Annotated in this window: 16 protein-coding genes; 7 read left to right on the top strand and 9 right to left on the bottom strand. The window is 70.0% G+C overall.

Annotation, left to right across the window (positions count from 1 at the left end; all coding sequences use genetic code 11):
• Nucleotides 1–32: 32 nt before the first annotated feature.
• The 5 genes from K8625_RS22795 to K8625_RS22775 all read right to left on the bottom strand — a co-directional run bounded on the left by K8625_RS22795 (nucleotide 33) and on the right by K8625_RS22775 (nucleotide 6,205).
• Complete coding sequence (locus K8625_RS22795; protein WP_223783888.1) at nucleotides 33–791, bottom strand: immunity 52 family protein; 759 nt, start codon at nucleotides 789–791, stop codon at nucleotides 33–35.
• Nucleotides 792–801: 10 nt separating this feature from the next.
• Nucleotides 802–2,094, bottom strand: coding sequence for a Tox-REase-5 domain-containing protein (locus K8625_RS22790; RefSeq protein WP_223783887.1), 1,293 nt, complete (start codon nucleotides 2,092–2,094; stop codon nucleotides 802–804).
• A 256-nt stretch (nucleotides 2,095–2,350) separates the two neighbouring features.
• Nucleotides 2,351–3,682, bottom strand: coding sequence for a hypothetical protein (locus K8625_RS22785; RefSeq protein WP_370641943.1), 1,332 nt, complete (start codon nucleotides 3,680–3,682; stop codon nucleotides 2,351–2,353).
• Nucleotides 3,683–3,878: 196 nt separating this feature from the next.
• Complete coding sequence (locus K8625_RS22780; protein ID WP_223783886.1) at nucleotides 3,879–5,246, bottom strand: MFS transporter; 1,368 nt, start codon at nucleotides 5,244–5,246, stop codon at nucleotides 3,879–3,881.
• Nucleotides 5,243–6,205: an ornithine cyclodeaminase family protein gene (locus K8625_RS22775; protein WP_223783885.1), complete on the bottom strand. Its 963-nt coding sequence runs from the start codon at nucleotides 6,203–6,205 to the stop codon at nucleotides 5,243–5,245. Before K8625_RS22775 ends, K8625_RS22780 begins: the two co-directional genes overlap by 4 nt.
• 266 nt (nucleotides 6,206–6,471) lie before the next feature.
• Between K8625_RS22775 and K8625_RS22770 the strand changes: the two genes are divergently transcribed.
• Nucleotides 6,472–8,049, top strand: a complete 1,578-nt coding sequence (locus tag K8625_RS22770) for an ATP-binding protein (RefSeq protein WP_305070709.1) — start codon at nucleotides 6,472–6,474, stop codon at nucleotides 8,047–8,049.
• Between the two features lie 6 nt (nucleotides 8,050–8,055).
• Here the strand turns inward: K8625_RS22770 and K8625_RS22755 are convergent, their stop codons facing one another.
• Nucleotides 8,056–9,681 carry a Sapep family Mn(2+)-dependent dipeptidase gene (locus K8625_RS22755; RefSeq protein WP_223783884.1) on the bottom strand — a complete coding sequence of 542 codons (1,626 nt, stop codon included), beginning with the start codon at nucleotides 9,679–9,681 and terminating at the stop codon, nucleotides 8,056–8,058.
• A gap of 136 nt (nucleotides 9,682–9,817) precedes the next feature.
• Between K8625_RS22755 and msrA the strand changes: the two genes are divergently transcribed.
• Complete coding sequence (msrA, locus tag K8625_RS22750; RefSeq protein WP_141324280.1) at nucleotides 9,818–10,474, top strand: peptide-methionine (S)-S-oxide reductase MsrA; 657 nt, start codon at nucleotides 9,818–9,820, stop codon at nucleotides 10,472–10,474.
• Between the two features lie 51 nt (nucleotides 10,475–10,525).
• Here msrA and K8625_RS22745 read toward each other — a convergent pair whose 3' ends face one another.
• From K8625_RS22745 to K8625_RS22735, 3 genes are read right to left on the bottom strand one after another with little or no spacing between them, the layout of a single operon-like run.
• Entirely contained in the window at nucleotides 10,526–11,242 is a 717-nt protein-coding gene (locus tag K8625_RS22745) for a double-CXXCG motif protein (protein WP_223783883.1), read from the bottom strand.
• Nucleotides 11,243–11,923: a TIGR02269 family lipoprotein gene (locus tag K8625_RS22740; protein WP_223783882.1), complete on the bottom strand. Its 681-nt coding sequence runs from the start codon at nucleotides 11,921–11,923 to the stop codon at nucleotides 11,243–11,245.
• Between the two features lie 52 nt (nucleotides 11,924–11,975).
• Complete coding sequence (locus K8625_RS22735; RefSeq protein WP_223783881.1) at nucleotides 11,976–12,458, bottom strand: hypothetical protein; 483 nt, start codon at nucleotides 12,456–12,458, stop codon at nucleotides 11,976–11,978.
• Nucleotides 12,459–12,755: 297 nt separating this feature from the next.
• Here K8625_RS22735 and K8625_RS44220 point away from each other — a divergent pair, with 297 nt between their 5' ends.
• The 5 genes from K8625_RS44220 to K8625_RS22705 all read left to right on the top strand — a co-directional run bounded on the left by K8625_RS44220 (nucleotide 12,756) and on the right by K8625_RS22705 (nucleotide 23,585).
• Nucleotides 12,756–16,136, top strand: coding sequence for a peptidoglycan-binding protein (locus K8625_RS44220; RefSeq protein WP_305070913.1), 3,381 nt, complete (start codon nucleotides 12,756–12,758; stop codon nucleotides 16,134–16,136).
• 405 nt (nucleotides 16,137–16,541) lie between these two features.
• Nucleotides 16,542–21,008, top strand: a complete 4,467-nt coding sequence (locus K8625_RS22720) for a discoidin domain-containing protein (protein ID WP_223783880.1) — start codon at nucleotides 16,542–16,544, stop codon at nucleotides 21,006–21,008.
• A gap of 92 nt (nucleotides 21,009–21,100) precedes the next feature.
• Nucleotides 21,101–22,276 carry a hypothetical protein gene (locus tag K8625_RS22715; RefSeq protein ID WP_223783879.1) on the top strand — a complete coding sequence of 392 codons (1,176 nt, stop codon included), beginning with the start codon at nucleotides 21,101–21,103 and terminating at the stop codon, nucleotides 22,274–22,276.
• Between the two features lie 61 nt (nucleotides 22,277–22,337).
• Entirely contained in the window at nucleotides 22,338–22,907 is a 570-nt protein-coding gene (locus tag K8625_RS22710) for a TIGR02996 domain-containing protein (RefSeq protein ID WP_223783878.1), read from the top strand.
• A 21-nt stretch (nucleotides 22,908–22,928) separates the two neighbouring features.
• Nucleotides 22,929–23,585 (top strand): hypothetical protein, encoded by a 657-nt coding sequence (locus tag K8625_RS22705; protein ID WP_223783877.1) that lies wholly within the window; start codon nucleotides 22,929–22,931, stop codon nucleotides 23,583–23,585.
• Nucleotides 23,586–23,601: the final 16 nt, after the last annotated feature.

Here is a 23,601-nt window from a genome sequence, read left to right as displayed (position 1 = left end):
GCGCCATCAATGGCAGCCTGACTCTTCCAGACTCAGGGAGTGACAGGCTGCAGGAGCCCAGCCGCGGTCAGCACCTCGCGCACGTGCTGCGCCAGCGCAACATGCTCCGGGTTCGTCGCCGTGAAGCGCTCTGGAGTCAGGATGACGAGTGTTCCTTTGCCTTCGATCGGCTCGATGCGCACGGGAGCTGGCAGGGGTGGCACCCTCCCACGTCGCAGGGACAGGTATGTGACCCAACCGACGAAGGTCCCTGTCCTGGTTCCTTCAGGGAGCGTCTCGCGGTGCTCCCACGACGTAGCCAGCGCCCAGTCCGCATCCCAGGCTGAGGCCATGCTGCCCACCACTCGGGGCAGTACAGGAAGCGTGAGCATCCGCTCCGCGCTCGGCCCGCGCTTGGGGAGCGTCAGCGTGCAATAGTTGGGGACGGCCTCCGAATAGGCGCCCGAGGTGATGCGCAGCGCTGCGCAATCTCCCGCTGACCCTCCATTGTCGAACCAGAAGCTGAAGCCCAGTTGCTCGATGACCGGGCCTCCTCGTTCGCGGTTGACGCCTCGCCGGAACTGCTCGGCAAGAGTCGGCATGTCTGGCGGCATCAACGAGACCATGGCCGCCAAGGCGCGGGACTTGGTTGGCTTGTACCAGTGCGCGAGAAGCGGGTCGCACTCCGCCAGGCGGTTGAGCAGGGTTGCCGTGTGCAAAGCACAATCTTCTGGGGACTCCTTCCGAGGCCCCCAGTAGGCGCCGGCGTAGTAGGCCTCGGGACGGGGAGCGGCCTCGGGTGTTCTGGCCATGGTGTTCTCCTCAGAGGGCGGGAGTGTGGAGGACCTTTATGCCTTCGATACCCGCACCCTCCAAGAGCCGTCGGAACGCGGCGGCGGCCTGAGCTTCGGCGACATGCCATTCAATCGGGATGCCCAGACCGCGGACCTTGTTGGTCTGCCGCTGTGCCTGGTCGACGAGCCCCTGTGCTCCGGAATATCGGAACCATTCCTTGGGCTCCATCTCATCGAAGAATTTCGCATACCCGGGGCCCTTGGCCTCCAACAGCACGCCCTTCTTGAATCCATCGAACCTCACACCTCCGGCCGGCGTACTCATCCCTCCGACCCAATAGGCATCGTCGGCGGAGTGACCCGTGATCTGCTCCTGATAGCGCCGGGCAGGTGGCTTCATGGCCTCCTTCGCGGGCCCCCAGTGTCCTGGCTCCTGGGCTGGCGTACCGTCATTTACCGCCGTGGTTGCCCGTTGAAGGATGACGGCTGCCCCAGGCCCCCCTCCGAGTACTGCCGCCGCGCGCCCAACTGGAACCGCCACGCGCTCGAGGGTCAGCGCCCCCTGAACGGACAGCGACAACACCGGCACCGTGGCTTCCGCTCCCGCCAGTGCTCCGGTCACCGTGCGCGTCGTCGCCCCAGCCGTCCCGGTCGCGACGAGGAGGTTCGTAGCCAGCTCCGCCTCGATCTGCTCCCCCTGGGGCAGATGCCGGAAGCGCTCGAAGTACTCCGGGGACGCCTCGATGAGCGCGGCCACACCGGCGGGCAGGTGCTTGAGCGCGGCGATGCTGTCCAGCGGGTACGTGAAGAAATGGCCGATGCAGAGCGCCAGCTTCACGAGCGCCGATTCAGCTCCGTCCAGCGTGCGGCCCACGTAGTCCGCGTCGTCGTAGACCTCCGCCAGCGGGCGGCCATCCACTTCCCGCAACCCGTCATCCAGCAGGCGATAAACGCCAGTTTGCCCCGCATAGAAGCGCCCCAGTTCGAACTGATGTGCGCGAAACGCGCCGTCCTTCCATTCGATGGGAGCGACTCGCTGCTGTGTTCTCCCAGTGACGACCCACGCCATGCATCCGTCAGGACGCAGCACCGCCAGATGCTTGAATCGCTCGACCTGTCGCACCAACTCGGCGCGCGACATCTCCCCGTGCGCCACCACACCGCGCAGGACATGGCCCACCGCGAGTCGCGACGGGAACTGGCCCAGGGACACGGGCTTGCCGAGCAGTGCACTCAGCAGTCGCACCGCCTGGGCAGGGGTGAGAGGGCCGCCTGGAATCGGCCGCTCGTCCCGCTCCTCAATCCCCGCGTTCGTCAGCAAGGCTTCCCACGCATCCACCCGCGACGCAGGGGGCACCACAGCGCTCCCCACGGTGGGGCTCACATCGTTCGACGTGCTGACACGAAACCCTCGACGGTGCCGGGTTCGGACGTCACCCGAGGGTCCAGCCGATGTGTGAAGCTGGGGCTCGCGAGGCCTCTCCCCAAGAGACTCGCGCGTCATCCCCGGGTGCGCTGACACCTGCGTCAGCGAGGCGCAGCCGGTGGCAAGCAGCGCCACTGTCACGAGCAGGGCGTCAGCGCGCATTGTCCACCCCCAGGCCCACCGACGCGAATGCCCCTGGTCGCAGCGTTCCTGCTGACGTGGGAAACAGCAGCGTGCCGCCTGTCCCCATCGCGTAGAGCTTCCCGCCGAGAAACCTCCAGCGGACTTCCGCCGCTCCCAGATAGCGCGCCCCGGGCTTCCCAGCTCCGACGACGAGGCCCTTCAGCGACAGGTCCAGCGCACGTTCGAAGAGCTGCACCGCCACACGCCCATCGACGTCGACGCGCCCCCAGGAGAACGCCTCCGCCCCCAGCGACAGCTTCAGGTGTTTCCGAAGCCCTCCGTACTGGACGGCATCCCAGCCGACCTCCGCCTCGCCGAAGACCGAGTAGCCATGGGGGAAGGGCGCATCCGCGAGTGGACCCCCGTCCGGCCCCGCCGCCTGGAAGCGCGCCAGCTCGTAATCCACGCCGAAGAAACCTTGCCGGAAGCCGCCATGCTGGCGCCTTGCCTCCAGCCTCAACCACAGGTCCACCGTCTGCGTGATGGACTCCATGCCCAACCCGGCCACCACACCCCAAGCGTCAGAGTCTCCCGGCTTGCCTCCCCAGCCCGCGAAAGCGTGCGCCTCAAATGCCGGACGTACCCAGAACACGGCCACGGCATCCAGGTGCGCCAACGTCACCGGGGGCGCGCGCCCTCCAGCTCGCCCCCAGTCGTGCACGGCGGACACGCTCAACGTGTAGCGCGACCGCTGCTCGGGCTTGCCGAAGAGCACATGCTCGACATCCAGTTCAACCTCGCCCCCCATCAGCCGCGCCCCCAGCATGTCCGAGGAGAACGCCTCCACGTAGACAGGCCCCAGGGACCCTGTGACGACACCTGCGACGGGGTGGTAGTCCGGGTTCGCGCGGTGGGCGTAGCGCCGGACGAGGTGGCCCGTCAGCAGGGTGTAGCTCTCCAGTTCGCCGAACCACAGCGCCCAGGGCGCATTGTCCGAGCCCAGCTTGAGACTCCGCACCAGCTGTCCCCAATCGGAGAGGGAGTCCCAGTCCTCGCGCCGGAACACCCCGCCGCCATCTGGCCCCCACAGGCGCAACCGCACGGGAGCCCCGAGGTTGACGCCAAACTCCGCGCCGTACTCGAAGACGAAGGTGGGCTCTATCTGGAGAAATCCCTCCTCCGTCCCCGCGCCACCGCGAGTCATCAGCGCCCACGGCATGGCCTCGACGCGCAGCAGGTTCGTCCATCGCGCCTCTTCCCCCAGTTCTTCGGGTAGTGCCGGTGCCTCGACCTCGTCTGCCCGAGAGGCCCCCGACAGCAACAACAGCAGCGCCGCCAGACAGCTTCGCCTCTCGTGCATACACGCCTCCGCTGCGTGCCCCGCATGAGCCACGAAGAACACACGTCGACCGGGCGACTCGCGCCGCGCCGGTGGAGGGTCAGTGGTGGTGAGGGAATGCGGGGTTCACTTCAAGGTACCGCCAGCGCTCCCCGACTTGAACGACGTGGCAGGTCCAGGCGTGAGGAATCTCCATCCACTCCCATGGCACCCAGCGCTACTCCGCGCGCACCGCCTCGGCCGCCTCCGCCGTCAGCGGGGCCTGACTCCAGCCCGCGCGAGCCTCGGACTCGCGCGCCGCGCGCTTGCCCTCCGCGACATCCACGCGCCACAGCACCAGCGCGCCCGAGCCGAAGAAGACCAGCAGCGACAGCACCGCCTGCCGGCTGGAGCCCGTCAGCTCCACCGTCGCCGCGAACACCAGCGGCCCCGCCACCGCCGTCACCTTCTCGAACACGCTGAAGAGCCCGAACATCTCCGCCGCGCGGTGACGCGGAATCATCTGCGCGAACATCGAACGGCTCAGCGCCTGGCTGCCGCCCTGCACCATGCCCACCAGCAGCGCCAGCGCGAAGAAGTGCACCGGCGAGCGCATGAAGTAACCCAGGAACGTCACCACCACGTACACCGCCAGCGAGAACATCAGCGCCGGCTTCGGCCCCACCCGCGACGCCGCGCGGCCGAAGAGCACCGCGCACGGCACCCCCACCGCCTGCGTCATCAGGAGCGCTCCCATCAGCGCCCCCTGGCCGATGCCCAGCTCCGTCCCATACAGCGTCGACAACCGGATGATGGTGCCGATGCCGTCGCTGTAGAGCAGGTACGCCACGAGCAGCAGCAACGCCTCGCGGTACTGGCGCAGCGCGCGGAAGGTCTCCACCAGCTGAGCGAACACCCCACCCAATGACAGCCGCGGCACCTGCGCGCCCCCCGTGGGCCGGGGCTCGGGGATGCGCAGGAACAGCGGCACCGAGAACGCCGCCCACCACACCGCGACGGTGAGGAACGCCACGCGCGAGGCCGAGGCCGCGTCCGCGAGCCCGAACCACGCGGGCTTCACCAGCATCACCAGCTGCACCGCCAGCAACACACCCCCGCCCAGATAGCCGAGCGCGTAGCCCGCGGTGGACACCCGGTCCAGCTCCTCGTCCCGGGCCACGTGGCGCAGCAGCGCATCGGAGAAGACGATGGACCCCGTCAGCCCCACGTTGCCGATGCCGAAGCACCCCAGCGCCCACTTCCAATCGCCGGGCCCCACCAGGGCCAGCCCCACCGTGGACACCACGCCCAACGTCAGGAACACCCCCAGGAGCGTCTTGAGCCGCCCCGCCCTGTCGCTCAGCGCGCCCAGCACGGGCGACAGCACCGCCACCGTGCCCAGCGCCAGCGCGGTGACGAGCGCGAAGCGACTGGAGGCCACGTCGCTCGGCAGGCCCTTGGCCGCCACGGACTTGTAATAGATGGGGAACACGACGGCGACGACCGTGGTGACGTAGGCGGAGTTGGCCCAGTCGTACCAGGCCCACGCGCGCAGCTCCGGCCGCGTGAGCCCCATCCGCGACATCAGCGCGCCCCAGGCACTCATGCGCTGAAGTCCACCCCGCCGATGGCGTCATCCCCCGTCGCCGCCTGGTACACGTGCCACGCGGCGGCCAGGTCCTGGAACGGCAGCCCCACCGCGCCGAACACCGTCACGTCCTCCGCCGACACACGCCCGGGTTTCAAGCCCGCGAGCACCTCGCCCAGCTCCGCGCGGATGACCTCCTCACCCAACCCCACGTTGCCCACCGCGCCCTGCGAGACGGCCAGGCCCCGGTGGTCACAGAAGAAGCGCGCCTCACGCAAGAGCTCCGCGGAGACCTCCGCCTTACCCGGCTCGTCCGCGCCCAGCGTGGTGATGTGCGTGCCCGGCCGCACCATCCCGGAGCGCAAGAGGGGCTCGCGGCTCCACGTCGCGGCGACCACGATGTCCGCGTCCTCCACCGCCTCCGCCACCGACTCCGCCGGCCGCACCGGCAGGCTCAAGTCCTTGTACATCCGGGTGGCGAACGCGTTGGCCCGGCCAGCGTCCACGTCGAACACGCGCACGTGTGACAGCGAGCGCACCAGCCGCAGGGACTTGAGCTGAATCCCGCCCTGCACCCCCGCGCCGAGGATGGCCACCCGGCTCGCGTCCGGTCGCGCCAGCACGTCCGCGGCGAGCGCCCCCACCACCCCCGTGCGCACCGCCGTCAGGTGCCCGGAGTCCATCACCGCCATCAGCTCGCCCGTCACCAGGTCGTGCAGGTGCAGCACACCCTGGATGGCCGGCGTCCTCGCCGGGAACTTCGAGTGCACCTTCACCGTGTACGCGGGCACGCCGGGCAGGCTGCCGGGCAACAGCGCCATCACCGTGCCCTCGGCGTGCAGGGGCGCGCGGATGCGCTGGGGGGCCACCGTGCGAGCCAGGGCATCGGTGCGGAAGGCCTCTCGCAGGTCCTCCAACAGGGAGAGCGCCTGGAGGTTTCGGGACACATCGGAGCGGGTGAGCAGGAGGGTGCGCATCTGTCATCCACCCTAACCGAGCCCGCGCGGCGCCACAGCCCCGGACCTCATCCTCCAGGGCGAAGCGATGAGCGGACGACGGACGAAGCCCTGGCCCCACGGGGCGCGTCGGCCGCGAGCGCAGCGCGGCCCGGTGCGTCCCCGGGAGTCCAACACGGCGCTCGGGAAGCCGACGCCCGCCAGCCCCCCAGGGCGGACATACCCCTGAAGACCCTCGTGCCCAGATTCGTGGCGGGATGACCGGATGGGGACTCGGGAGGTCGGTGATGCTGGGGCCGGACACAGGCGCCGCGGAGCACGGTGGAGCCGAGCGCGAGTCGCCGCGCCGGGCCTCGGAGTTCCTGCGCGCGCACCACCACGGGGTGCTCTCGGACTGGCTGGAGGCCATGAGCGCGCTCCACGCCGAGAACCCCCAGCGCCCCTCGTGGCTCCTGGACCACATGCCCCTGCTGCTCGCCTCGCTCGCGGACGCGTTGGAGCACGGGGAGCACGAGCGCGCCGACCCGCTGTCGGACGAGCACGCCACGGTGCGACTGGAGCAGGGCTTCGACGTGGGCGAGGTGGCGGCCGAGTACGCGCTGTTGCGCAAGTGCATCCTGCGGCGCCTGGAAGGACAGCCCCGGCCGCTCGACGTGGGTGAGCTGGAGCGGATGGAAGAAGCCCTGGACCACGCCGTGGTGCGCACGGTGCGGCGCTTCGCGGTGGAGCGCCAGCGCGACATCCAGGACCTGGAGCGCGAGGCGAGGGTGGAGGCCCAGCGCTCGCTGGCGCTGCTGGACGCGCTCCTCGCGGCCGCGCCCCTGGGCATGGCGTTCCTGGACCTGGACCTGCGCTACCTGCGCATCAACCAGACGCTCGCGGACATCAACGGCGCGCCGCCCGAGGCGCACCTGGGGAGGACCTTCCGGCAGATGCAGCCCCCGGAGTTGGCGGACCTGCTGGAGCCGCTGCTCCTGCGCGTGCTGCGCACGGGTGAGCCGCTGAACGGGTTCGAGTTCGCCACGCCCCCGTCCCTGATTCCCCAGCGCGGCAAGCGCGTGTGGCAGGCGACGTTCTACCCGGTGCTCGCGCCCCTGGGCTCGCGGCTGTTGGGCCTGGGCTGCGCCGTGGTGGACATCACCCAGCACAAGCAGACGGAGGCCGCGCTCCAGCGGGCGGTGGACTTCCGCGAGCAGCTGCTCGCCATCCTGGGCCATGACCTGCGCAACCCGCTCAACGCCATCAGCGCGTCCGCGTTCCAGCTCGCGCGCGCCGAGGAGCTGGAGGCGCCCGAGCGTCGGGCCGTGGAGCGCATCCGCAAGTCCGCCGGGCGCATGGGGCGGATGATTACAGACATCCTCGACTTCGCGCGCAGCAAGCTGGGCTCGGGCATCCCCGTCTCGCGTCAGTCGATGAACCTGGCGGACATCTGCCAGGCGACACTGGACGAGCTCCAGGTGAGCCACCCCGAGCGCAGGCTCCTGTTCGAGTCGTCCGGCGACACCTCGGGCCAGTGGGACCCGGACCGCGTGGCGCAGGTGCTGGGCAACCTGGTGGCCAACGCGCTCCAGCACGGCGGGCTCGACTCACCGGTGGCCACGTCGGTGCGAGGCGGCGCGGACGTCGTGCTGATGGAGGTCCACAACCAGGGCGAGCCGATTCCGGCGGAGCTGCAGCCTCGCCTCTTCGACCCGTTCAAGCCGTCGGTGGGCGCCTCATCGTCGTACCAGAAGCAGCGCAGCCTGGGCCTGGGGCTCTACATCGTCCATCAGATCGCGCGCGCGCACGGAGGCCGCGTGGAGGTGCGCTCCTCGCGGGAGGAGGGCACCACGTTCCGGGTGTACTGGCCGCGTCGCACCGCCTGACGGGCGTCACTTCCCCGGCGCGGAGACGGGCTCGGGGGCCACGGCCAGCAGGTACACGGCCTCGGCGAGCATGCGCGTGGTGAGGTCCAGGTTCTCCAGCGAGATGGACTCATCGGGCGCGTGGCCGGTGTACTCGTCGCCGGGGAAGCCGGGGCCGAAGTCCACGGCCTTGGGGAACAGGCGCGCGTAGGTGCCGCCGCGCACGGACGTGGGGACGGCGTCCGGGTCGTCGCGGTGACGCTTGTAGATGGCCATCAGCGTGGTGACGAGCGGCCCGGTGGTGTCGGCCACGTGCGGGTCACCCACGTAGCGCTCGCCGGCCTCCGTCACGCGGCCGTCCGAGTCCTGCCCCACGAGCAGGGCGGCCTGGTCCAGCGCGGCGTTGAACCGGGCGGCGTCCTGGCCGCGGGGGCGGCGCATGTTGACGCCCAGGTTCACCTTCCCGTCGGCCACGCGCAGCATCGTGGGCGCGACGAGCAGCGGCCCCATCAGCGCTGCGTCGGAGTACTCGACGGCCAGCTTCTGGCCGTGGTGGTCGCCCTCGAAGCGCAGGAACAGCACGCGCAGCATGGCGGCGATGCCGTTGTCCTCCAGGATGAGGCGCGAGGAGACGGCGGACAGGCCCCACAGCGCGTTGACGCCCTCGTTGGCGACGGAGGAGTGCACCGCCTTGCCGTGCACGGTGAGCAGCACCGCGCCGCCCTCCTCCTTCACGTCGGCCTTGAGCCAGGAGCGCGTGCGCTGCTCGTCGGCGACGGCGGCGCGCACGGTCTCCAGCGCGACGGGCAGCGAGCTGCCCTCGCCCGGGAGCAGCTTGAGCGTGGCGGTGCCGGGGACCTGCGTGAGGAACTCTCCGCCCTTGGCGTCCACGGGGCGCAGCGCGAACCTGGAGGACTTGCGCGCGGGGCCCACGGGCGCCGACAGGTTCCACGCGACGAAGCCGGACTGCGCGGCGACGACGGGGAAGCTCGAGTCGACGGAGATGACGTGCGGGGCCTTGGGCTCCATGGCCGCGTACTTCAGCATGCCCGTCCAGTCGCTCTCCTCGCCGTTGCCGATGATGACGAGCACCTTGCCCCGGGGCTCGATGCCGAGCTGCCGCGCGTAGTCGAGCGCCACCAGCGCGGAGGCCAGCGGCCCCTTGTCGTCCTCGACGCCTCGGCCGTACAGGCGGCCGTCCTGGACGTAGGGCTCGAAGGGCGGGCGCTTCCACTCGTGCGCGGGCGCGGGCACCACGTCGCCGTGGAAGACCAGGCCCAGGGCGGGTGCGCCCTTGCCCCAGGCAAGCTCGAACACCTCATTGGCGCCCACGGCGCGCCAGGCCATGTCGTGGGCCTTGGCCCACTTCTGGAGGAAGCGGCCCATGGCGGCGATGCCGGGGTTCTTCGGCGCGGGGGCCTCGCTGCTGACGGTCTTGAAGCGCACCAGCGCCTGGGTGAGCGCGACGACGTCGTCCAGCGCGCACGCCTGCACGTAGGCGGCGTGGCGGGCCTGGGGGCTTGAGCCCTTCATGGCGTCCTCGGAGAAGCGGGCGGCGCGGGCCTTGGGGGTGCCCTGGCAGCGGGGGTCCGGAGCCGCGAGCGCGGCGGAGGGGACCAGACAGCAGAGGGCGGCGGCGATGGGGAGGCGCATGGCGGTGGGAGACCCTATTTCAAGAGGGCAGGTCGTCCTACCTCGGCGGAAGGGTTGCTTCCCCAAGTGACGCCCGTCAGGCCGCCCGCTCCCCATGGGGGTGAAACCGGAGGGCGGGAGCGCTATTCCTCCAGGCATGTTCTTCGACACGACCAAGAAGCTGAGGATGCCGTCCCCGGCGGAGGCGCTGCCTGGCCGGACGGACGAGATGCCTGTTCCGCCCAAGCACGAGGTGCTGGGCACGCCGCTGAAGGGGCCGGTGCCGGAGGGGTATGAAGTCGCCATCCTCGGGCTCGGGTGCTTCTGGGGCGCGGAGCGGAAGTTCTGGCAGACGCCGGGCGTGTACAGCACGTCCGTGGGGTATGCGGGCGGGCTGACGCCCAACCCCACCTATCGCGAGGTGTGCAGCGGGCTCACCGGCCACAACGAGGTGGTCCGCGTGGTGTTCGACCCGAAGAAGCTCTCGTACGAGCAGCTGCTGCGGGTGTTCTGGGAGAACCACAATCCCACGCAGGGCATGCGTCAGGGCAACGACGAGGGGACGCAGTACCGCTCGGGCATCTACTACACCAGCGAATCGCAGAAGCGCATCGCGGAGGCCAGCCGGGACGCGTACCAGAAGGCGCTCGCGGCGAAGGGCGTGGGGACCATCACCACGGAGATCCTCCCCGCGCCCGCGTACTACTACGCCGAGGACTACCACCAGCAGTACCTGGAGAAGAACCCCGGCGGGTACTGCGGCCTGGGCGGCACGGGCGTGAGCTGCCCCATCGGCGTGGGCGTCAGCGCCTGAGCCCGTGACGTGAAGCCCCGGGAGGCACCTCGCGTGCCTCCCGACGGAGCCTCAGCCAGGTCGCGCGGTGGTGCCTTCTTCCGAGGCCCCGACGTCGACAGCGACCACCTCCGACTCGCTCAACTCCGGCGCGAGCCTCTCGATGACGCGCTCGCTGCAGACCACGAGGCTCGCGCTGGGCCGGGCGAAGTCGACATCGGGGAGCGCGGTGACGCGCAGCTTGCCGAGCGGAGGCCGCGCGAAGGTCGTCCGGCCACAAGTTCCACAGGGCTCGTGAGCCTCCGCTCCGACGATTCTCCCGCCGGGCAGGACCTCGAGCTCCACCAACTCCACGCTGCGCGCCCCCTTGAAGCGCGTGGGGACCGGAACAGCCCCCGTGAGCCCTTCGAGCTTCGCCATCACGTCTGGGTGCATCAGCAGCAGCCAAGGCATGTGGACGACAACAGGCGCGAAGCGCCCCCGAGCCCGGCCCGTCAGCGGCCCGAATCCCGAGCCGGGGCCCACCGTGGCACCGGGTGGCAACAAGGGAAGCACCCGTTCCCGCAGGCTCGTGAATTCCGCCCAGGGCACGCACCGCGGACGCGCGTAGTCCTTGGAGCCCGCGAGCGCTGACAGGTCGACAGTCGGATAATCGTAGCCACCTCCACCCCACGTGGCGCCACAGGTGGGGCACTCGACTCCAGGCAGCTGCCACGGACGCCCCAAGTCATAGCCCCCTGTCCATCTGGAGCCCGCGCTGAGCTCCTCTCGCAGCGTGTAGTAGCGCATTCACTCTCCGGATGCGGTCAGCAACGAGAGTCGCTGCCAGTACGTCATGGGCATGCCCACCAACCCATAACGTTCCACCATCTTCCCTCCCTGACGGAAGTGGTCTGCGCGCGATGCGGTGTCCCGGTTCTCGTCGATCCAGATTCTCCAGTCGCGGTTCCAGGGACCTCCGTTGGCGCCTGCATGAACCCGCTGGTGCTCTTCCACGGCGACCAGCAGGGTGTACTTGTGGATCTCGATGCCGATGGTGGCGAAGTACGGCTGGAAGGCCCTGGGAAAGATGTGGTGTCGCTCCTTCGGCCGTCGTTTCCACTCCGCGATGGCCTTCCGGACGGACGTGGCGCTCGGCAGTTCTTCACGCCGATACCACGGGATGATGAACACCGGCGTTCGCCCCGGCAGAGGAATGGCTCCGCCCCAGTAGCGCTGGATGCGTGCGGTGGCGCCCGAGGCAGCCTGGCCAGGCGCGACACGCAACGCATACGGAGGCGATGCGAGGTCTTCACAGCGATAGAGGCCGCAGCCCTCATCATCGCAGGCTGGGGCATGACAGTGGTCCTCGTCGTGCCCAGCCGAGCTGGCGCAGCTCTCCGCCGAGTCCTCCACGCCCGTGTCGAACAGTTCGTCACCGCGCGCGAACTGCGGCGCCGACGTACAGCCAGACAGCAGGAGCAGCACCATCCCAACCAAGCGTTTCGACATGAACGTCCCCCCGGAACATGTGCGTCGCGAGCTACTCCACCACTTCCAATCCGCCGTTGTCGGCGGCGATGGCGGTGAACGCGCCCCAGTGCAGCAAGGCGTTGCGCAGCGACTTGCCATCGTGCGGGAACGACTCGAACCCGGAGACCACGAGCTCGCCGCGCGCCTCGACCGCCTGACGCAGCTCCGCTTGCGTGTCGTTCCAGCGCTCCTGGAGCGTAGCGAAGAACTCCGAGGGCACCTCCTCCTGCATGAAGCGGCGCATGCTCCGCGAGATGCGCACGCACTCATCGGGGTCGAACTGGTTGCCCGCCTCACCGAACCGGTCCATCGCCAGGAGCTCCGACCCGTCCGCAGGCTCCTCGGCCACGACCCCGAGCAAAATCATCGCCTCGATGAGCATGTCCAGCTCGACGTACCGCAGGCGGTAGTCGACCGGATGCTCCGGGTCGAGCGGCGGATACCAATCCGGCAACGAGTCGGGTGGCTCGACGATTCTCAGGGTGATGGTCATGGGACGCCTCCACGTGTGTCGTCCCTCTGGACTCTGGAACCCGCGGCAGAACCCGTCAACGAGCGTGGGACCGGTGGGTCCCGTCGACCCACCGTGACGAATACACACGCTCTCACGAACCGAGATTCATTGGAGCCACACACGTGTCCGCAATGGCTTCGTGATTCATCCGTATCGGCTTCGCATCCGGTATGTTCCGCCGGGACGGCGTGACGAGACGCAACACCGCGTCACGCCAGCGGATAATCCAGCCAGGGACACCACGTCCCGGTGATGTATCAGAGGGGGAGTCACAACATGCGTGTCGACGGCTCATCACGCCCGACGCAATCCGTCTCATCCGAAGGCGCAACTGAAACAGCCCGGACCGAGACCCGCACCGAGAACAACGTCGTCAAGGAGGAGTCCTCTCGCGCGGAGGGCTTCGATTCGACCTCCAGCTTCGAGGAGGACAACGGCGGCGCGGTCCACCGCGAGCGGCTCCAACCGCCGCCGCCTCCACCGCCACCTCCTGAAGAGAAGGAGGAGGAGCCCGCACCCCTCCCGCTCCGGGACCTGAAGCGCGGCGACACCGGCCCCGACGTGAAGGCGGTGCAGGACGCGCTGGTGAAGCTGGGCTACCTCACCGAGGAGCAGGTGGCCACGGGCCCCGGACAGTTCGGCCCGAAGACTGAGGCCGCGCTGGAGCGCTTCCAGGCCGAGCACGGCCTCACGGCCTCCGGTGACTATGCGGGCAGGACGCGCGAGGCGCTCGGCAAGGCCCTCACGGAAGCGAAGTCCTCCGGCGGCGCGCGCCGCCCCGCCATGTCCGCCGAGGACGCGTTCATCACCCAGTTCACCTCCGAGTACAACCCGACCGGTCCTCGCGGCAGCACCAACTGCGGCCCCGCGAGCCTCGCCATGTCGCTCGCGTACACGGGCCACATGCCCGCGGGACTCACCAAGGAGCAACAGGTCGACTACGCGCGCGCGTTGATGAGCCCGCGCCGCGAGAGCGAGTTCACCTACGTGAAGGCCTCCGACGGCACCCGCGTGCCGCAGCTCGACCGTGACCGCGAGCTCACCGGCGGCACCATGGTGAGCGACGGCGTCAAGGGCGCGGGGCTCGACGCGCGCTACGGCCAGGGCTGGGAGGAGCTGGACCGCCAGCTCGCCGCGGGCAACCCCGTGGTCGCCAACGGTCGGACGAACGCGGCCTGGCGCGAGCAGTTCCCCGAGCGCATGGGCTCCGGCGACATCGGCCACCTCAACGCGATTCTCGGCAAGACCTCGGATGGGAAGTACCTGGTCGCGGACCCGCTCCACACCGGCGGCCCGGTGGCCATGACGCGCGAGCAGCTGGGCGTCTTCTTCTCGCCCACGCGAGGACAGCCGTCCTTCACCGCGCTCCAGGGTGCCTCCACGAACCCGGCCGCGGACGCGGGTGCACGCGCGGGAGGCAGCGTGGGCGCGGCGGTGGCGAAGCGCCTGGAGGACGCCGCCCGCGACGTCCCCGCGCCGAGGCCCGAGCCCTTCCTCCCGAACCCCGGCGTGAGCACCGTCGGCGGCTCCGGCACGGACGTGAAGACCCGCGCGGCCCAGGACGCGAAGGCGCTGGAGGCCACCCTCCAGACGAGCCTGGAGCAGGGCGCGCGTCAGTTCGAGCGGCTCATCGCCAGCAACCCGGACCCCGTCTACCAGGAGGCCTTCGTCCGCGCGGCGGAGCCGTCCCTCGCGAAGATGGGCCAGCTCTTCGCCGGCGTGTCCCCGGAGACGAACCGCAAGCTCCATCCGCCCGGCGCGCAGAAGCCGCCGGACCTCAATGACCGCAAGGTGCTCGAGAAGCTCGCGAACGAGGAGACGCGCATCGAGCACGAGACGTACTACGCCCTCGCGCGCGCCACCGAGCACCTCAAGGACCCGACGGCCGGACGCGTGGGCAAGGCCTTCACGCGCGACGCGCCGCCCACGCTCGTCAACATGTCGCTGACGAGCGCGGTGCGCACGTCCATCAACTTCGGCCTCGGCTCACGGCTCGCGTTCGACATCGAGCGCTCCTTCAGTCGCGGCGAGGTCATCCCTCCGGGCAGCACCGCGCCCTCCTACGGCACGGCCCAGGCGGCGCTGCACCAGACGCTGTGGAGCACCCTCGACGGCATCCGCGGCCAGTTCGCCGCCGCGGCGGACAAGGCGCAACTGCACCAGCAGCGGCTCACCGAGCTGCTCAGCGGCCCCGCCGCCGTCCTCACGCCCGAGCAGCAGAAGGCCTTCATCGACACGTACCTGCGCCAGGGCACCGTCCAGCAGGACCTCGCGGAGCACGAGCGCCTGGGCAAGCTGCTCTCCACCGCCGCGCCGGATGGCGTGCCCGTGGGCTCGGACGATGCGCGCGTCAAGGCGCTCGCGCGTGAGCTCCCCCGACTGGCCGAGACGAAGGGCGGCGCCGAGTACCTCGCCGCGCAGCTCACCGCGAAGGCGGAGGACAAGCCGCTCTTCCTCGACGTGGTGGGCGCGCTGAAGGACGGCAAGGACTTCGACGAGAAGCTCGCGCTCGCGCTGGTGAAGAGCGCGGGCACGGTGGCCCTCATCTCCGCCGGCGACAGGTCGCCCGCCGAGGCGCGCAAAATCTTCGACGGGCTCGCGCGCTACGCCGACGTGTTCGGGATGAAGTCGAGCGACATGAAGTCGTACTTCCGGCTGCTGCGCGACATCAAGCCCGGCTCCACCGACGCGGAGGTACGCGAGACGACGAAGTCGCTCAAGGCGCTGCTCACGGACCAGGAGACGGGCCTGCCGTTCGCGCCGGACTCCCCTCGCGGGCAGGCGCTGCGGACCCTGGGCATGCTCGTCACCACCACCGCGTTCGTCGGAGACGCGACGGGCTGGAGCCAGGCGGACCTCGCGTCGAGGCTCAAGGTCGTCGGCGACGGCCTGAGCGTCACGGGCGACGGGGCCACGGTCATCACCAGCGTGCTCGGCAACACGGCGCGCTGGTCCTCGGCCGTCTCGGCCTTCGGCAAGGTGTCCGCCCTGGGCGCGGTGCTGGGCGCGGCCGGCGACGCGATGCAGAGCCTCCAGTTCCTGCGGAAGGGCGACGGGTGGAAGGCCGCCTCCTCGGGAGCCCAGGCGCTCGGCGGCGCGCTGATGGCGGGCGCCTCGCTGTTCGGCATGGCGCCGGGCTTCCAGATCCTGGGGGCGGCGCTGTTCCTCGGCGGGCTCGGGCTGAAGTACCTGGACCCCGCGGACGCGCGCCTGCGCGAAGAGCAGGTGAAGCTGCTCACCGCCAGCGGCATGGCCCCGGGACTCGCGAAGGGCCTCATCCACCTGGGCCCCGACCTCCTCGACAGCCGCCTGGTGCAGGGCGCGGGCATGTCACCCGAGCAGGTGCAGACCTTCCTCACCGCGCACCCGGACGTGGCCCAGGACGCCCTCCACCTGGACAGCCTCGCCCAGGCCGCCAGCGCGATGAAGATGAAGGGAGCGCACTTCCAGGAGTTCCTCGAGCGGCTCGCCAAGGCCCACGGCGTCGACATGGCGACGCTCGGCCGTGAGGTGCACACGCTGTTCTTCGGACACCCGCCCTCGGGCGGCGCGGGCGGTGGTGAGCAGTACCGCTCCCAGGGCGACGAGTTCCGCGCCTGGGTGCAGCAGCGCACGCCCGACGTCGCCGCGTGGGCGAAGCAGCACGAGTCGCCCTGAGCAGCGCCCTCCGGTCCGGGAGCGCGGCCCGCCTCGCCGCGCTCCCGCCCCGGGGCGAGCCCTCCACTCCACGTCTCGGGACAGCGATGAGCGCGGGGCGCCGAGGAGCTCCCTCGCGCCGCGACGCCGTCGGTACCCGACAGCCGCACGCGCCACGTCCGCGCACCCTCGGGCTCACTGTCCGCGACGCGACGCGGCGGCCACACACCCTGATGGAAATCCTGCATGCGCGCGCCGCGGGCATTTCTCGACTTAACGCGTTATCCGGTCCCGGTTTGACTTTCTTTTTCGTCCGAAGAAATAGAATCAGCCGCGAAAGGAAAGGACCGCTCGGACGCAGCCCCATCCCGGTATGCGTTTGTTCATCCCCTCCCCCACTTTCTCCAGCGGCCCGCTTTTCATTCCATGCGATTACCAACTCCTCTCTTGCAGGCACTGCACCGTGTCAGGAATGCGCTGACGCGAGCATGCGCCGTGGCGGTGGTGGTGGGTGTGGCGGGGTTCGCCTCGGACGCGAGCGCCCAGGCGGGCAACCTCGCCCTCAACCGGCCCACGGTGACGTCGTCCTCCGAGCCCGGGCTCGGGGGCACCTACGCCGTGGACGGAGACGGCGGCACGCGCTGGGGCAGCGCGTTCACCAACAACGAGTGGCTCTACGTCGACCTCGGCGCGAGCACCTCCATCAACCGCGTCGTGCTCACGTGGGAGACCGCGTACGCGCGTGCCTACACGGTGCAGACGTCCACGGACGCGACGAACTGGACGGACATCCGCGCGGTGACGGACGGCGACGGCGGCACGGATGACCTGACGGTGACGGGCACGGGCCGCTACGTGCGCATCCTCTGCACGCAGCGGGGCGCCATCGACTACGGGTACTCGCTGTGGGAGCTGGCCATCTACGGCGGCGGCACCTCCACCACCGGAGACCTGGCGAAGAACCGCCCCGCCACGGCGTCCAGCGTGGAGGCCAACGCGGCGCACCTGGCGCCCGGCTACGCGGTGGACGGCAACACGACGACGCGCTGGTCCTCGTCGGAGGTGGAGGCCCAGCCGTGGATTCGCGTGGACCTGGGCAGCGCGCAGACCCTGGGCAAGGTGGTGCTCAACTGGGAGGGCGCCTACGCGGCGACGTACGTCGTCGAGGGCTCGACGAACGACTCCACCTGGGCGCCCCTCGCGTCCAACATCACCGACGGCGCGCCGGGGCGGCGGGAGGTCACGGTGTCGGGCTCGGCCCGCTACGTGCGCGTGCGCGCGCTCACCAAGGGCACCGGCTACGGCATCTCCCTCTGGGACTTCGAAATCTACGCGCCCGGCCAGGGCCCGCAGGAGCCGCAGCCGCAGACGACGAACCAGACCATCAAGTTGATGTTCCCGGAGCTGGCGTACGCGAAGATCAACGTCTCGCCCGCGCCGGTGAGCGTCACGCCGACGCCCGAGGAGGGCAACACCACGCCATCGGTGCGCAACCCGCCCGGTCCCTTCACGTACGAAATCACCTTCGCGCCCAACACCACCGTGACGCTGTCGAAGAACCAGTTCTCCCCCACCGCGCCCAACACGGACATCCGGCTGGTCGTCACCGCGGCCAACGGCACGGTGCTGCGCGGACAGAGCGTCACCGCGCTCGCGGTGCAGGGCGCCGAGTGGAGGGTGGAGATCTATTCGACGGGCACCGGCCCCGACCGCGACCGCACCATCATCCCGGACCCGTATGTCGCGCCCGCGCCGCCGCCCGTGTCGGGGGCGTTCGCGCTCGTCGCGCCGGCCAACGCCGCCATGGTGACGAGCACGCGCCGCCCCACGCTCCAGTGGGCCGCCGTCTCCGGCGCGGCGAACTACAAGGTCTACCTGAACATCAGCCGTGACGACTACGACTGGATGGCGGCGGGCAGCCTGCTGGACCGCTACACGCTGATGACCACCACCACGGCGACGTCGTGGACGCTGGACCGCGACTTGCCCGACCGCTGGACGTACAAGTGGTACGTGGTGGCCACGCAAGCCAGCGGCGCCACCAGCCGCTCGGACCTGCGCACCTTCAGCCTGTACCTGCCCGTCGTGGAGACGGCGGACGACGGCGTCGCGCTCATCAACGGCATGCGCGACTTGAACAAGAACGGCGTCATCGACCCGTACGAGGACTGGCGCAACCCCATCGCCACGCGCGTCAATGACCTGATGGCGCGGATGACCCCGCGCGAGAAGGCGCTGCAGATGTTCTACGAGGCGAAGACCTTCCCTGAGGCGGGCTTCACCATGGGGCCGCTGAGCCCCACGGACATCGTCGCCTTCCAGCGGGCCTCCGCGGCGACGCGGCTGGGAATCCCGAACATCGACGCGGGCGACTCCATCCACGGCTTCAAGACGAGCTGGCCCACACAGCCGGCGCTCGCGGCCTCGCGGGACCTGGACACCATCTACGAGTTGGGTGACATGCAGCGCCGCGAGCAGCTCGCGGTGGGCAGCCGGGGCACGCTGTCGCCGCTGGCGGAGGTGGGCACCAAGGTGCTCTATCCGCGCATCCAGGAGGGCAACGGCGAGGACGCGGACCTGGCGGCGGGCATCACCCGCGCGCTCATCGCGGGCCTGCAGGGTGGCCCCGAGGTGAACCCGCACTCCATCTGGGTCACCACCAAGCACTGGCCCGGCCAGGGCGCGGGCGGTGAGGCCGGCATCACCTACGACGGCACCACCATCCACTACCACATGCGTCCGTGGCACGCGGCGCTGGAGGCCGGCACCAGCGGCATCATGCCCGGCTACGCGGGAAGCTGGCTGCTCGGCCCGGAGGGCTACGGCGCGGGCGACAGCGTGGGCATCCTCAACTACCTGCGCGTGAAGCTCGGCTACCAGGGCGTCATCTGCTCGGACTGGCTGCCGTCGGGGGCGTGGGTGCGCTCGGCGACGGCGGGCTCGGACGTCATGGGCGGCGCGAACCCCGCGCAGATGGGCGACTTCGAGACGGCGGTGCCGATTGCCCGCATCAACGAGTCGGTGCGCAGGATCCTGGACCTGAAGTTCCGCCTGGGCATCTTCGAGGACCCGTACCGCCGGGGGCCCGCGGGCACGTCCGAGTGGCACACGGCGGACCACAAGGCGCTGGTGCGCCGCGCGGCGCAGAACGCGATGACGCTGCTGAAGAACGATGGTGCCTTGCCGATCCGGCTCGGCGCGGGCTCGAGCATCGTCATCGCGGGGCCGTGCGCGGATGCGGGGCCATGCATGGTGACGTGGCGCTCGGACTTCCACGGCACGGAGTTCGGGGACCTGACCATCTACCAGGCCATCAAGCAGCGCGCCGAGGCGGCCGGAATCACGGTGTACAAGGACAACGCGCCCGCGGGCGTGACGCCGAGCGCCGCCATCGTCGTGGTGGGCGAGAGCTACTTCACCCACGGCACCGAGTGGGACAAGGAGAAGCCCTACCTGCCTGGAGACCCCATCGGCCCGGCACATGACGCCAAGTGGGGCAACCAGTACGGCCTCATCACGGGCTTCCGCGCGCGCAACATCCCCACGACGACGGTGCTCATCCTGCCGCGTCCGTACATCCTCACCAACGTGGTGCCGCAGACCAACGCGCTGCTCGTGGCGTACCGGCCCGGAGACTCGGGCGGGCCCGCGGTGGCGGACGTGCTCTTCGGTGACGTGTTCCCGCGAGGCAAGCTGCCCTGGCAGCTGCCGCGCTCGCTGGACCAGATTGGCACCGACGTGGAGAACAACCAGCTGGAGCAGTGGGACCTCCCGTTCGACCTGGGGGCCACGGCGGCGCAGCGCGCGGAGATTCGCTCGCGCATCGCGCAGGGTCTGCCGGTGCTGCCCATCTACGGCAACCCGCTGTTCCAGTACGGCGCGGGCATCGAGGGCTTCGGGCTGTCGGACTCGACGCCGCCCACGGCCTTCACGCTGCTGACGCCGGCGCCGGGCTCCACCCTCACCACGCGGCCGAACTTCACGTGGACGGCGAGCAGCGACCCGCAGACGGGCATCCACCGCTACGAGGTGTTCCTCGACGGCAGCCCGTTCCCCGTGGCCACGACGCGCACGAACTCCGCGCCGGTCATCAACGCGGCGCTGGGCAACGGCCAGCACACCTGGTTCGTGCGCGCGTACAACTGGGCGGGCGGCGTCACGCAGTCGGCGACGGCGACCTTCACGCTCAACGACACGGCGCCCCCGGCGGCCTTCGCGGCGCTGGTGCCCTCGGCGGGAGCGTCGGTGCCAGGAGCCTCCACCACGTTCATCTGGGAGCAGACGACGGACGTGGGCGCGGGCGTGTCGAAGTACGTGCTGGTGGTGGACGGCGTGGACAGGACGCCGGACGTGACGCCCAAGGCGTACGTGGGCACGACGACGAACCTGGCGCTCGGCAAGAACGTGTCCGCGACGTCGTCGGAGTTCGGCAGCCCCAACGACGCGGTGGACGGCAACGCCACGACGACACGCTGGGCCAGCCGCACGGACGTGCCCGCTCCCAACACCGAGTCCATCACCGTGGACCTGGGCGCGGTGTACTCGCTCAAGCGGGTGAACCTGCTCTGGGAGGCGGCGTACGGGAAGCAGTACGCCATCGACGCGTCGGTGGACGGGGCCACGTGGCGCACGGTGTACACGGAGACCAACGGCAACGGCGGGCAGGATGACCTGACGGGGCTGAGCGGCGTGGGGAGATACGTCCGCATGCGCGGCATCGAGCGCGGCACGGGCTACGGGTACTCGCTGTGGGAGTTCGAGGTGTACGGCGTGGGCACGGAGCAGACGACGCTCACGGGCCTCGCGGCGGGCAGCCACACGTGGCGGGTGCGGGCGGTGGACGGGGCGAACAACGCCACGCTCTCCAGCGGCCCCATCTCCTTCACCAAATAGTCCGCTCCTGGAAATCACGGAGCGTGTGGCGCGTACCCCAAGAAGAGGTCCCTCCGCATCCGTGGAGGGACCTCTCCAGAGGGGGAACCACCATGCAGCTCCAGCGAATCCTTCCCGCCACGCTCGTCTTGCTGACCACCGGCAGCGCGAGCGCGGCGGACTTCCATCCCATGACGCCGACGGTGTGCCACACGCAGGTGGCGCCGCTGTTCACCACGGGAGGCCAGTACCTGGACCCGAACAACGGCGTGCGGCAGGACGCGTGGTCCATGCTGATGCGCTGGCAGGGCAACATCGCCTCGACGCCGGTGTCCTACAACGTGGGGACCTTCACGGGCCTGAGCGTCCCCGCGCCCTTCTCCGCGTGGCAGCGGGGACAGCAGCCCGAGTCCGCGTCGGGGACTCCCGCGGCCCAGGTGTACTGCCACGACGCGGGCATGTTGCTCAACACGTGGACGTCGCCCAGGACGCACGTGGAGGGCGGCGGCTACAACGACATGTTCGGCTACGCGTGGAGCCCGGCGAACCGCCCTCGCCCCTTCAAGCTCTTCACGGCGCGCAACGGCGTGCTCGGGATGTGGCCCACGGAGCTGGTGCTCCAGGGGAACATGGCGGTGCCCCTGGTCACGGGCTGGAACTCGCCCGACGGGGGCACGACGTGGAACGGCATCAGCAACCCAGGCCCCGGGGACGTCTACAACTCGGGCGCCGCGCAGCTGAGCATGTTCGCGTACCTGCGCGACACCTCGCATCCGAACCTGCGTCCCATCGGCGTGCTCGCGGGGGCCTACGCGAACAACATCCCCACGTCGCCCTGTCCCGCCCATGGCCGGGCCACCATCCTCTACGACTATCCAAACGGGGCCTGGTTCACCGGCAACGCCCTGTGCAACACGGACCTGTCCACCGTGCGCTACACGGGCGCGACGAGCACCAACTCCCAGTTCTCGGACCTGCGCTTCTTCCGCGTCCACTACACCCGGCAGAACCTCATCAATCTCGTGCAGCGCATCAACAACCAGCTGTGCACCGTTGACGCCGCGGGGAACCTGGAGACGGGCAAGTGCAAGTGCTCGAACCCCGGGGTGACCTGCCCGCCCATCGGCTACTCCATCAATCCGGATGACTACGTCATCGAGTACACCGGCGTGCTCGCGGAGATCACCAAGTGCAAGCCGGGCGAGGAATGCAGCACCACCAAGGCCGACCGCCAGATTTCGATGACTTCGCGGGTGAACGGCTACGGCGCGTTCTGGTACGTCCCGTAACGCGACTCCCGGGGCTCGCGTCCGTTCTCCTCGGGGAGCGGACGCACAGGTGTGGGGAGTCATGTCGAAACCCAGTTACGGGAAGGTGCTGGAACGGGTCATCCAGGTGCTGGATGACTTCTTCTCGGGATTCGACCCGGTCACGCCGGCTCCTGCTCCGGGGCACGATGTGCCCCCGGAGCTTCGTGAGCCGGAGCTGGAGGCCGCCATCCTCCGTGAGCCGGAGGACGACGACGGCTATCTCGTCTATGGGGATTGGCTGCAGGCGCACGGAGCCCCGCGCGGCGAGCTGGTGGCGCTCCAGCATGCGGCGTTGCTCGCCACGGGGCCCGAGAAGAAGGAACTGGAGAAGCAGGTCGGCGACTTCCTGGAGCGCCATGCGCAGAGGTTGCTCGGGGAGCTGTACTTCCGGGACAGCCTCCATCCCTCACGCTACTCGGGACTGTCGAGCGGCCGCGTGTACTGGCACTGGCACCTGGGCTTCATCCAGCGGGCGTGGCTCGGGAGCAACCACGCCTACTCGCTGGACGTGCCTCGGGTGCTGACGGAGCTGCTCACGCATCCCTCCGCTCGCTTCTTGCGTGCGTTGACGGTGGGGCTGCTCGACAACGACGCGGATTCGAATCACTAAGAGGGCATCCTCCAGCACATCGTGCGACACGCGCCCGCGACGCTGCGGGAGCTGAAGGTCGCGGACGTGCTGGAGAACGAGTTCGGCCTCTCGCGCGTGCGGCTCGGGGATGTGTCGTCCCTGTACGCGGCGCTGCCGAGGCTGCGCACGCTGACGCTGCGGGGGAACATGGTGCTGGGCGCCATGCACCTGCCGGAGCTGCGGGAGTTGACCCTCGAGACCTCGGGGCTGTCGCGCGAATCCCTGCGGTCCATCCTGTCGGCGAGCTGGCCGAAGCTGGAGAAGCTGGTGCTCTGGTTCGGGTCGCCCGAGCACGGAGGAGACGTGTCGTTCGAGGACGTGCGGCCGCTGCTGGAGGGCACGGGGATGCCGAGGCTCGTGCACCTGGGGCTGTGCAACGCGGGGTTCACGGATGCGGTGTGCGAGGCGTTGCCGTCGGCGCCGGTGCTGCGGCGGCTCACGCGGCTGGACCTGTCGTTGGGCACGATGACGCGCGTGGGTGCGACGGCGCTCTTGGGGAACGCGGGCGCGTTCACGCATCTGGAGATGCTGGTCCTCACGGAGAACCTGTTGGACGAATCGAGCGTGGAGGCACTGGAGACGCTCGGCCCCGAGGTCTGGCTGCAGGACCAGCGTGACGCGGGTGGGTCCGCAGGCACCGTGGCCTATCGGGACTGAGGGCCTATGCGGCGCG

Source organism: Myxococcus sp. AS-1-15 (assembly GCF_020037055.1).
GTDB classification, from domain to species: domain Bacteria; phylum Myxococcota; class Myxococcia; order Myxococcales; family Myxococcaceae; genus Myxococcus; species Myxococcus fulvus.
Note: the sequence above shows the minus strand (reverse complement) of the source record. Positions and strands in the feature narration are given on the sequence as shown.